This is a genomic window from Silicimonas algicola, assembly GCF_003148765.1.
In the GTDB taxonomy this organism is placed as follows: domain Bacteria; phylum Pseudomonadota; class Alphaproteobacteria; order Rhodobacterales; family Rhodobacteraceae; genus Silicimonas; species Silicimonas algicola.
In genome coordinates this window covers 92,514-103,302 of the sequence record NZ_QGGV01000005.1, presented here as the reverse complement: position 1 = coordinate 103,302, position 10,789 = coordinate 92,514, and the positions used below count along the sequence as shown (strand labels likewise).

The following is a 10,789-nucleotide window of genomic DNA, read 5'->3' as shown; positions in this document are numbered from 1 at the left end:
CGCCCATGAGACGGCTGGACTGGTCCGCCTATCGCGCCTCCGAGTTCGCGGACCTCGACCCCGAGCGCGTCATCGCCATTCTCCCGACCGCCGCCATCGAGCAGCACGGACCCCACCTGCCGACAGGGACGGACACCATGATCGCCGAGGGGATGCTGGACGAGTTGCGCCGAGAATGCCCCGACGACCTCGATATCCGAATCCTGCCGGTGCAGGCCGTGGGCAAATCGAATGAGCATGTCCATGCACCCGGCACGCTGACACTGACCGCCGAAACAGCGCTGCGCGCCTGGACCGAGATCGGGCTCTCCGTCGCCCGCACCGGCGTGCGGAAGATCGTCGTCGTCAACTCGCACGGCGGGAACCTCGATCTCGTTTCGATCCTGTCGCGCGAACTGCGGGTGCGGGCCGGGATGCTGGCGGTGAAATGCCAGTGGGGCGGTTTCGGCGCGCCCGCTGGCCTCTATTCGCCCCGTGAGGTCGCATTCGGCATTCACGGCGGCGACCGCGAAACGTCGCTCATGCTGCACTTCCGGCCCGACACCGTAGACATGGAAAAGGCGCGGGACTTCCCGTCGACGGCAGAATCGGCTGCGATCTCTCCGATAGGCCCGTTGTCCTATGGATGGATCGCATCGGACCTGAACCCCGAGGGAGTGGTGGGCGAGGCACATCTTGCGACGGCCGAAAAGGGAACAGCCACGTGTCGTCACCAGGTTCGGGGCTTCATCGAGCTGCTGCGGCAGGTTCGGGACCGCCCGATCGGCGAGATCGTGCCGTCCTCACCGGACAGTTGATAGGCTTTGACAACACTTTCTTGACATTCGCGCCATTTCCCACTGACATGTAGCGGAGAAGCAACAGTTGCTTCAGGAGGGTGAAAGACCCGGGGGGTGATATGGCTATCGGTGCAATGATCCTGACATATCCGACCGCCCTTCTGGGGTCGCTGTACCTGTCAGCGTTCGGCGGCCTCGACAGCTCGGAAGCCTTCGCGGCCTATGCCCTTCTCGGCGCGCTGACGATGGCGGCGCTGACCCTCGTAAACGGGACGCGCCCCGAAGGTAGCCGCTAAGCGACCACCTCGTAACCCGCCGCCGTCATGACCCGCATCAGTTCGGCATGGCCGATCTGCGCCATCTTCAGCGGCGGCGCTTTCTTGGGATCCTGTTCGGCTTCGACGACGAACCAGCCTTCATAACCGTAATCCGCCAGCCTTTGAACGATGGCCTGGAAGTCCAGAGAGCCATCTCCGGGGACCGTGAAGGCGCCCTTGATGACAGCATCGAGGAAACTTTCCTTCGAGCGGTCGAGGCTTTCCGTCACCGACCGCCGGATGTCCTTCGTATGGACGTGGGTGATCCGTGCATGGTGACTGTCGACGGCGCGCAGCGGATCGCCACCCGCGAAGGCCAGGTGGCCCGCGTCGAGGAGCAGCGAGATCCCCTCACCCGAATTGCGCATGAAGGCGTCAAGCTCGGGTTCGAACTGCACCACGGCGCCCATGTGATGGTGATAGGCCAGCGGCATGCCTTGCTCTGCACACCATTCGCCGAAGGCCGTCACCCTGCGCGCATAGTCCGCCATCTCGAGGTCGGACAGGACGGGCTTACGATCCAGCGGGATCGATTGATCGCCCTGGATCGACCGCCCGACTTCGCCGTAGACGATGCAAGGCGCATCGACCGCGCTGAAGAGCTCGATCATCGGCAGGATGCGGTCCTTGTTCTCCTCAAGCCCCTCGATGGTCAGCGTCCCCGAGAACCAGCCGCCGCAGAGCGTCACGTCGGCGGCCCGCAGGATCGGAAGCATTTCGTCCGGGCTGGAGGGGAACCGGCGACCCAGTTCCATCCCGGTGAACCCGGCGCTACGCGATTGACGCAGGCATTCCTCGAGGCTGACATCGTCCGAAAGCTGGGGAAGGTCGTCGTTCCACCATGCGATCGGGGACATGCCGAGTCTTGCTTTCATGGCGTCACACTCCAACGCGCTGTTTCTTGCGGATGTCTTCTTGATGGGCGCGGGCTTCCCTGACGTCGGACCGGTCCGAAACCTCGGGTACGCCCACGTCCCAGTCGGCGTCGCCCGGCACCCAGGCATAGGCGTCCGTCGCAATCGAGATGACCGTGGTGCGGTCCGTCGTCTTGGCCCAGGCCAGTGCCGCCTCGAGATCGGCGAGGCTGTCGCAATGGCGCGCCTCGGCCCCCATCGAACGGGCATGCGCCACCCAGTCGACGTGCGGGACGTCGTCGGGGGTCTCGACATTGCAGTCCTTCAGCAGGTTGTTGAACCCCGGCGTGCCCTTCGCCACCTGCAGTCGGCTGATGACCGCGAAGCCTCCGTTGTCGCAGACGACGACGATCATCTTGTGCCCCGACAGGACCGACGAATAGATGTCCGAATTCATCATCATGTAGGTGCCGTCACCCAGCATCACGTAGGGCGTCGACCGGCCGGCGTTGGCCATCGCGTTGCCCCAGCCGGCGGCAATCTCGTAGCCCATGCACGAGAACCCGAATTCGAGGTCATAAGTGTTGGGGTTCTTCACCCGCCAGCCCTTCTGCACCTCGCCCGGCAACCCGCCAGCCGCAACGATCAGGTGGTCGTCGTCGCCCGCGGATGCGTTCACCAGCCCAACGACCTGCGCATAGGTCGGCACCGGCGCATTCGTCGGCGTCTGGTGATCGTCGAGAAGCTTGTCCCACTCGGCGAAGAGGCCCTTCGCCCGCGTCATGTAGGACGCGTCCATCTTCCAGTCGCCCAAGGCGGCATCGAGTTCGTTCACCGTCTCCCGCGCATCGCCGACAACGGCCAGCGAGCGGTGCTTCATCGCGTCCCACCGTGCAACGTTGATCGACACGAATTGCGCATCCTTTGCGAAAGCCGTCCACGATCCCGTGGTGAAGTCCTGAAGACGCGTGCCGATGGCCACGATCACGTCGGCCTCTTCCGCCAGGGTGTTTGCAGAGGTCGAGCCGAGGATACCGACCGGCCCGGCATGGACCGGGTGGTAATGCGTCAGCCCGCCCTTTCCGGCCACGGTCTCGACCACGGGGATCCCGCGCTTGGCGGCGAAGGCGGCGACCGCTTCCTCGGCACCCGAATAGCGAACGCCGCCGCCCGAGATGATCAGCGGTTTCTTCGCCGACTTCAGCATCTGCGCCGCCTCGACGATGCGGTCGCGGTCCGCGCGCGGACGCGGGATCGACCACAGGCGCTCCTCGAAAAAGACCTCGGGGTAATCGAAGGCCAGCTCCTGCGTGTCCTGGGGCAGCGCGATGAAGGCGGGACCGCAATCTGCAGGGTCCAGCATCGTCGCGATGGCTTGAGGCAGCGAGTTGATGATTTGGGCAGGATGGGTGATCCGGTCCCAGTAGCGGACGACGGCCTTGAAGGCGTCGTTCACAGTCGTGGTCGGATTGCCGTAATGCTCGACCTGTTGCAGCACCGGATCGGGCAGGCGATTGTTGAAGGTGTCACCCGCGATCAGAAGGACGGGCAGACGGTTCGCATGGGCGACACCGGCCGCCGTCACCATGTTCAGCGCGCCCGGTCCGATCGACGAAGTGGCGACCATGAGCTGCCGCCGACGCTTCGCCTTGGCAAACCCGATCGCAGCCAGCGCCATCGACTGCTCGTTCTGTCCGCGCCAGGTGGGAAGGGTATCCTTCACGGCTTCCAGCGCTTCGGAAAGACAGGTGACATTCCCATGCCCAAAGATCGCGAACACGCCGGCGAACAGCGGTACGCGCTCGCCGTCGATTTCGGTGAACTGGTTGCAGAGATAGCGGACGACGGCCTGTGCCATCGTCAGGCGAACGGTCTTCGACATGATGGTGTCCTCCCTGTCCACGCCCTCCGGGCTGTCGAGGCTTTATTGACATCGCGGAATGTCTGCAATGATGCTGGCGGCGACGACGGGCGCTTTGCCTCAAAAGATATCAAAACGTTTCAGGGAGGATGAGGTGAAAAACCCATTGAACGACGTGTGGGCTGCGGGTCGGTCGGTGCTGAACGGGTGGCTGTCGATCGGCAGTCCGTTCACGGCCGAGATCATGGCCTCCCAGGGTTTCGACTCGCTGACCATCGACGGCCAGCACGGCGCGCTCGACTATTCGGCGCTCCTGCCGATGCTCCAGGCGCTGCGCGGCCGTGGACCCGTGGTTTTCGCCCGCGTGCCGTGGCGCGATCCGACCTGGGTGATGAAGTTCCTCGACGCGGGAGCGCTTGGCATCATCTGCCCGATGGTCAACAGCCGCGCGCAGGCCGAGGAATTCGTCTCCTACATGCGCTATCCGCCGCTTGGCCAGCGCAGCTATGGTCCGACCCGCGCGGCCTATGCCTATCCCGGCTATGGCACCACGGCGAACGAGGCCGTCCTCGCCTTCGCCATGATCGAAACCGCCGAGGCGATGCATAACCTCGAAGAGATCGCCGCCACGCCCGGTCTCGACGGTCTCTACGTCGGACCCGCCGACCTGTCGATCGGGATCAGCAACGGCCGCCTCGCACCCGGCTTCGACCGCCGCGAACCCGAAGTGATGGATGCCCAGCAGCGCATCGCCGAGGCCGCGCGCGCAAACGGCATCCATGCCGCACTCCATTGCGGGTCCGCGGAATACGCTGCCGAAGCGCTTGGCTGGGGCTATGACATGGTGACGGTCGGAGGCGATTCGCGGTTCCTTGCCGAGGCCGCCGGCGCGACCGTGACGCGCTTCCGCACCCTCACCGACACCGGACGCGCCGGAACGGCCACCGAAGGATACTGACGTTGAAGAAAAGGGAACTGCGGGTCGGGTTGATCGGCACCGGCTTCATGGGCCAGGCCCACGTCTTCGGCTATGCCACGGCCGAAAAGGTCTTCGACCTGCCCGTGCGCTTCGTCCTGGACACCGTCGCGGACGTGACGGACGACGCCGCAAACAGCGCCGCGCGCCGGTTCGGGTTCGAGACGGCGACCACTGAATGGCGGAGGATCGTCGAGAGCCCGTCCATCGACATCGTCAACATCACGGCCCCGAACGCGCTTCACAAGGAGATGGCGCTGGCAGCCATCGCCGCCGGAAAGCACGTCTACTGCGAAAAGCCCCTCGCCCCGCTTGCCGACGACGCGCGCGAGATGACCGAAGCCGCCGAGGCCGCGGGCATCATGACGCAAGTGGGGTTCAATTACCTTTGCAATCCCATGCTGGCGCTGGCGAAGGAGATGATCGAGGCCGGTGAACTGGGCGAGATCCGCGCCTGGCGCGGCGTGCACGCCGAAGACTACATGCGTGACGCAGCAGGCCCCTGGACCTTCCGCCACGACCCGGCCGGCGGCGGCGCCTTCGCCGACATAGGCAGCCATGCGCTGGCAACGGCGGAATACCTCTGCGGCCCGATCACCCGCGTCATGGGGGACTGCGTCACGCACATCCCCGAACGTCCATCTCGGGATGGACCGCGTAGAATCGAGGTCGACGACATCGGACGAGCCTTGTTGCGGTTCTCGTCCGGCGCCTCGGGCTCGGTCGAAGCGAACTGGCTCGCGACGGGACGCAAGATGCAACACGACTTCGAGGTTTACGGCTCGAAAGGCGGTCTGGCCTTCAGCCAGGAGCGCTTCAACGAGCTCCACTACTTTGACACGGACGACCGCAAGGGCCGACAGGGCTACCGCCGCATCGAGGCCGGCCCGGATCACCCGCCTTACGGCAATTTCTGTGTCGCAGCGGGCCACCAGATCGGCTTCAACGACCTGAAGGCCATCGAGGTCGCGGGATACGTCCGCGCCATTCTCGGCGAGGCGGAAGAGCCGTTCAACTTCCGCGCCGGCTGGCGCATCCAGCACCTGGTCGAGACCGTCCACCGCTCCTCGCGTGAAGAACGGTGGCTCGACGTCTGAACTAGAGCACGAGACGTCGGTCGGTACGCGGAACGGTCCGCACCATCGACGGCTCGGGGTGACGCGGGCGCGGCGGCAGGCTGACCTTCTGCGGCTGGCCAGTCTTGGCGGATTGCTCGATCGCCAGCATGATCGCCACGTCCGCCAGCCCCTCGGCGCCATCGGGCTCGGGCGCTTTACCTGTCAGGATGCAATCCGAGAAGTATGCGACCTGCCCCCCGAAATGATCGCTTTCCGGAACCTCGACCGTCTGGTGGTCGTCACCGCGCGAGACCCTGATCTTCGGCGTGACCTGGAACCGATAGCCTGGTTCGACGAGGATCGAACCGGTCTCGCCGATGACGGTGTAGAAATCCGTCTCGCCGCTCTCGAAGCTGACGATGAATTGCGCCAGCCGATCCTCGGGAAAGCGCAGCGTCACGGCCATAGACCCTTCGACCTCGGTAAAGCGCGGATCGCCGTTGCCGTGGACCTTCATCGCGTGGACCTCGACCGGCTCGGCTTCGAAGACATGCCGGCAGGCGTTGAGGCAGTAGACACCGATGTCCTGCAAGGGTCCGCCCCAGTGTTCGCCTTTCAGCCGGTGGTTCGTGTCCGGTGATTGAAACGAAAAGGTCGAAGCGAACAGCTTCGGCTTCCCGATCTCGCCCTTCCGTAGACGCTCCAACACCTCGATTGTCCCCGGCTCGGAGTGCAAGCGGTAGGCTGTCATCAGAAAGACGCCGTTCTCCTCTGCGACGCGGATCATCTCCTCGCACTCCTCGACCGAGATCGCGAGCGGCTTCTCCACAATGGCGTGCTTGCCGGCCTTCATCGCGCGGATGGCGTATTCGGCGTGCATCGAGTTCGGGAGCGCCACGTAGACGGCATCCACCACGTCCTCTGCCAATAGAGCGTCATATCCGTCGTAGTCGCAGGTCCGGCCGATCCCGTAAAAGTCGGTCAGTTTCCTGGCCGCTTCGGCATTGCCCGTGACGATCGCGGTCATCTCGGAATTGCCGGAGTTCGCGACGGACGGCATGAATGCCACCTGGCTGATCCAGCCGGCCCCGACGATGGCGTAGCGCACTTTCTTCATGGAAATTTCCTCACAATGTCAGCGGTTCGGCCGGCGCCGGGGCCTGACCGTCGTAGCCGCCCCAGACGGACTGGTCGAAATGGACGACCGAGCCCGTCATCATGCCACTGTCCTCGGACGCGAGGAACAGGACCGCTTTCGCCACCTCTTCCGGCTCGAGCAGTCGCCCGAACGGCATCGACGACGCCGCGCGGTCGATGAAGCCGGTGTCGCCCGACTCCTCGGCTTGAAGCGCCCTTTCGTGGTCCGAATTCATCCAGCCGATATCGAGCTGGTTCACCCGGATGCGGTTGCGCATCAGCGCATAGCCGGAGTTGCGTGTGAGCGTCGCAAGCGCGCCTTTCGACGCGCAGTAAGGCGCGATGAAGGGCTGGCCGGCGCGCTCGGACGTCGAGCCGATATTGACGATGCGCCCTTCGACGCCCTCGCGGATCATCAGCTTGACCGTCTCCTGCATCAGGAAGAAGGGGGCGCGCACATTGACGGCGAACATACGGTCGAACAGTTCGGGCGTCGTGTTCAGCAGGTTGCCGCGATCCGTGAGGCCGGCCGCGTTCACCAGGATGTCGACGCGCCCGAAGACCTGATCCGCCGCCGCGACGACGCTCCGGCAGTCCTCGACAGACTCGAGGTCGGCGGCGACGAATTCCACCTGCGTCTCGGGAGCCAGCTCGGCGATTCCGTCCGCGACAAGCCTCCCCTTTGCCGCATTCCGCCCGCAGGTCACGATCCCCGCCGCACCGGCACGGGCGAAGAGCCGTGCGATGGCCGCACCCAGTCCCTGCGTACCGCCGGTGACGACCGCTACTGCTCCGTCGATCCGGTTCACGTCAGACGTCCCACTTGGGTGCCCAGGGCACGGACGCGGTGATCCGGTGATGCACCCGAGCAGCCAATTCGTCGATCCGCGCCATTTCGACGTTCGACAGGCTGAAATCCAGGATGTCGAAATTCGCCCGCATGTTCTTGGGCTTCGTCGACATGGAAATCGGGCTCACGCCTTTCTGGAGGATCCAGCGCAGCGACACCTGCGCCGCGGATTTTCCGTGCGCCTCGCCGAGCTCCGCAAGCTCTGGGTGCTCGAAGATCTTGCCGCGCGCGATCGAGCAATAGGCCGACAGCGGAATGCCCAGGCGCGAGGCGGCAGCCAGCAGCTTGCTCTGGTCCAGAAGCGGATGGAATTCGACCTGGTTCGTCGTGACCGGGGCGTCCAGAACGGACACCGCAGTCTCCATCTGCGCGATGGTATAGTTCGACACGCCGATACTCCTGGCCAAACCTCGCTCGAAGGCGTTCTGCAAAAGCGTCAGCGCCGGCACGACGTCTCCTCCAAGGGTCGGCCAATGAAGAAGCAGAAGATCGGGCGCTTCACCGCCAAGAGCCTTGATGCTCTCCTCCACCGACGGCAGAAAGCGCGCCTCGTCGTAGTTGTCGGGATGGACCTTTGTCGTGATGCAAAGCTCGGACCGGGGCACGCCGCATTCGGCCAGCGCGGCGCCGACCTCTGCTTCGTTCCCATACATCTGTGCCGTGTCGAAGGCGCGATAACCGACCTCGACCGCGTCAAGAACGGCGCGCCGTGCCGTGTCCCCTGTCAGGGGCCATGTTCCGAAGCCGCGTTGGTTGACGCCCGTGTAGAGCAGGTTCATAGCGCATCCTCCCGCTGCCGTTATGGCTAACATGCCACGACGGACGCAAGGGCGATCAGGCCGTGATGGGCCTTCGGGTCAGGTCCAGCCCGCCTATCTCGGCGATATGCGCCAGGACTGCGTCCACGCCCTGCCGATGGCGAAGGGCCGTGAACACGAAGGGCAGGTCGCCCCGCATCCGCCGCGCATCGCGGTCCATCACCTCAAGGCTGGCGCCGACATGCGGGGCAAGGTCGGTCTTGTTGATGACGAGGATGTCCGACTTCGTGATTGCAGGGCCACCCTTGCGGGGAATCTCCTCGCCCGCCGCCACGTCAATGACATAGACGGTGAGGTCGGCAAGCTCGGGCGAGAAGGTGGCCGACAAGTTGTCGCCGCCCGACTCGATCAGCACCACTTCTACCTCGGGGTGACGCTTCACCATCTCGGCCACGGCGGCGAGGTTGATCGAGGCATCTTCGCGGATCGCGGTGTGGGGGCAGCCGCCTGTCTCGACTCCGATGACACGGTCCGAGGGCAGGATCTGCATCCGCATCAGGGCCTCGGCATCTTCCTGAGTGTAGATGTCGTTCGTGATGACGCCGATGGAATGCGTGTCCCTCAGCACCTCCGCCAGACGCGCCGTCAGCGTCGTCTTGCCGGCGCCCACGGGGCCGCCGATGCCGATGCGAAGGGGGCCGTTCAGCGTCATGACTGGAATATCCTCGGCTCAAGCGTTTCGTGCCGCATCGAGGCGATGTCGGCAAGGAAGGTCGACGACGACAGGTCGTCGAGCGTCGAGTTGGCGGCCTCGCGCGCGATCCGTTCGCAGAGAGGTGTGACCGAGGCAAGCACCGCCTGCCCTTCGGTCTGCCCCAGAGGCACAAGGCGGACGGCGACAGACACAAGCGTCGCCGCGGCAGCGTGAAGATAGAGGGCCGCCGTGTCCTCGACGGCGATGCCGCGGAGAGCCGCGGCGCGGCCGACGACCACAGGATAAGGCGCATCGGCCACGCCAAGTCCCCAGACCGCGCGGACGGTGCGCGAAAACGCCTCGCCCATCCTCTCGGTCTCGCGCAGCCGCTCGGCCGTGGGCTGAAAGGCGCGCGCCACCTCGTCGACGTCTTCACCGCGCCACGCAGCGGCAAGCAGGATCGCGTCCGAGCGGCCAGCGCCGTGATCCAGAACGTCCTCGACCCAGAGCGTCAGCCCCTTCGCATCGGCGATGTGGCCGTCCCGGATCGCGACTTCAAGTCCTTGGGAATAAGCAAAGGCACCGACTGGAAACGCCGGCGAAAGCCATTGCGCCAGAGTGAGAAGATCGCGCGTCATCGCCTAGTGGGCATGGGCGGAATGCCCGTGCTCGTGGCTGTGCGTGCGGCCATGGCCATAGGCACCGCCCTCGGGAGTGAACGGCTCGACGACCTCCACGACCGACGCCCCCAGATGCTCCAGCATGTGGCCTATCACAGGATCGCGCTGGATCAGAAGGCGATCCCTCTCGATCCGGCAGGGCGTGTGGCGGTTGCCGATGTGCCAGGCCAGGCGCGCCAGGTCGGGACCTGTCACAGCATAAAGATCCTCGGGCGCAGCAATCACCTCGACTAGCCTGCCGTCAGACAGGACGAGGGCGTCACCGTGACCGAGCGATGTGGTCTTTTCGAGATCGACAAGGAAGTCCGTCCCGCCGTCCCCTGACAGCTTCTTGCGACGCAAGAAACGCTCGTCGTAGGACAGGACGCAACAGTCCGAGGCGCCGGACCAGTCGCCGGCCTTGCGGACGGTTTGCGCGACTAGGCTCATGGCACGCGTCCCGATCCAGTGGCGGGACCACGCAACGCGGCTGCGGCCGCAAGGGATCTCCCCGCGGCCGCCAGCGTCCGGTTCAGACGTAATAGATGTCGCGGAAGACGTGGTGCACGATCCTGTCGCGCTGGATGCCAAGCTCCGCCAGTTCCGCGTCCGACATCGCGTTCAGTCGCGAGATGCGGTTCATCCGGGTCTGCATCCCCGCCTGCATCGAGAACGCCTTCCCGAAGGCGTGCAGGGCGCGTCCCAGAACTTCGAAGATCGAACGGTCGGACGAGACGTAAGCCGTCGTCGGTTGTGCTGCATGTGCCAATGTGGAAACCCTCTTTCAACTGCAAGCTTCGGTTTCCTCCCTTTCCAATCCAGATAAGTCAGCCGTGCTGCCCTTAC

13 protein-coding genes are annotated in these 10,789 nt (G+C 64.8%); 4 read left to right on the top strand and 9 right to left on the bottom strand.

The features are described 5' to 3' along the window. Positions 1 to 5: 5 nt before the first annotated feature. Both C8D95_RS12235 and C8D95_RS22045 read left to right on the top strand, forming a co-directional pair. Positions 6 to 797 carry a creatininase family protein gene (locus tag C8D95_RS12235; RefSeq protein ID WP_109759479.1) on the top strand — a complete coding sequence of 264 codons (792 nt, stop codon included), beginning with the start codon at positions 6 to 8 and terminating at the stop codon, positions 795 to 797. Between the two features lie 101 nt (positions 798 to 898). Continuing rightward, positions 899 to 1,075 (top strand): hypothetical protein, encoded by a 177-nt coding sequence (locus C8D95_RS22045; RefSeq protein WP_170121482.1) that lies wholly within the window; start codon positions 899 to 901, stop codon positions 1,073 to 1,075. On the opposite strand, the gene iolE is transcribed toward C8D95_RS22045, so the two are convergent. After that, positions 1,072 to 1,971 carry a myo-inosose-2 dehydratase gene (gene iolE, locus C8D95_RS12230; protein WP_109759478.1) on the bottom strand — a complete coding sequence of 300 codons (900 nt, stop codon included), beginning with the start codon at positions 1,969 to 1,971 and terminating at the stop codon, positions 1,072 to 1,074. The two genes, C8D95_RS22045 and iolE, sit on opposite strands and share 4 nt — an antisense overlap. 4 nt (positions 1,972 to 1,975) lie before the next feature. After that, positions 1,976 to 3,832, bottom strand: a complete 1,857-nt coding sequence (iolD, locus tag C8D95_RS12225) for a 3D-(3,5/4)-trihydroxycyclohexane-1,2-dione acylhydrolase (decyclizing) (protein WP_241239729.1) — start codon at positions 3,830 to 3,832, stop codon at positions 1,976 to 1,978. A gap of 133 nt (positions 3,833 to 3,965) precedes the next feature. Between iolD and C8D95_RS12220 the strand changes: the two genes are divergently transcribed. Further along, positions 3,966 to 4,769, top strand: a complete 804-nt coding sequence (locus C8D95_RS12220) for an HpcH/HpaI aldolase family protein (protein ID WP_241239730.1) — start codon at positions 3,966 to 3,968, stop codon at positions 4,767 to 4,769. A 2-nt stretch (positions 4,770 to 4,771) separates the two neighbouring features. Then, positions 4,772 to 5,884 (top strand): Gfo/Idh/MocA family protein, encoded by a 1,113-nt coding sequence (locus tag C8D95_RS12215; protein ID WP_109759477.1) that lies wholly within the window; start codon positions 4,772 to 4,774, stop codon positions 5,882 to 5,884. 1 nt (position 5,885) lies between these two features. Here the strand turns inward: C8D95_RS12215 and C8D95_RS12210 are convergent, their stop codons facing one another. The 7 genes from C8D95_RS12210 to C8D95_RS12180 form a co-directional block, all read right to left on the bottom strand. Further along, positions 5,886 to 6,962, bottom strand: coding sequence for a Gfo/Idh/MocA family protein (locus C8D95_RS12210; RefSeq protein ID WP_109759476.1), 1,077 nt, complete (start codon positions 6,960 to 6,962; stop codon positions 5,886 to 5,888). A 10-nt stretch (positions 6,963 to 6,972) separates the two neighbouring features. Further along, positions 6,973 to 7,791: an SDR family oxidoreductase gene (locus C8D95_RS12205; protein ID WP_109759475.1), complete on the bottom strand. Its 819-nt coding sequence runs from the start codon at positions 7,789 to 7,791 to the stop codon at positions 6,973 to 6,975. Position 7,792: 1 nt separating this feature from the next. Further along, entirely contained in the window at positions 7,793 to 8,611 is an 819-nt protein-coding gene (locus tag C8D95_RS12200; protein WP_109759474.1) for an aldo/keto reductase, read from the bottom strand. A gap of 55 nt (positions 8,612 to 8,666) precedes the next feature. Further along, the gene (gene ureG, locus C8D95_RS12195; RefSeq protein WP_109759473.1) at positions 8,667 to 9,302 is read right to left on the bottom strand and encodes an urease accessory protein UreG; all 636 of its coding nucleotides are present in this window, start codon (positions 9,300 to 9,302) and stop codon (positions 8,667 to 8,669) included. After that, the gene (locus tag C8D95_RS12190) at positions 9,299 to 9,922 is read right to left on the bottom strand and encodes an urease accessory protein UreF (protein WP_109759472.1); all 624 of its coding nucleotides are present in this window, start codon (positions 9,920 to 9,922) and stop codon (positions 9,299 to 9,301) included. The genes ureG and C8D95_RS12190 overlap by 4 nt, the downstream gene beginning before the upstream one ends. Before the next feature lie 3 nt (positions 9,923 to 9,925). Continuing rightward, complete coding sequence (locus C8D95_RS12185) at positions 9,926 to 10,393, bottom strand: urease accessory protein UreE (protein ID WP_109759471.1); 468 nt, start codon at positions 10,391 to 10,393, stop codon at positions 9,926 to 9,928. 82 nt (positions 10,394 to 10,475) lie between these two features. Then, positions 10,476 to 10,712, bottom strand: a complete 237-nt coding sequence (locus C8D95_RS12180) for a DUF1127 domain-containing protein (RefSeq protein WP_109759470.1) — start codon at positions 10,710 to 10,712, stop codon at positions 10,476 to 10,478. Positions 10,713 to 10,789: the final 77 nt, after the last annotated feature.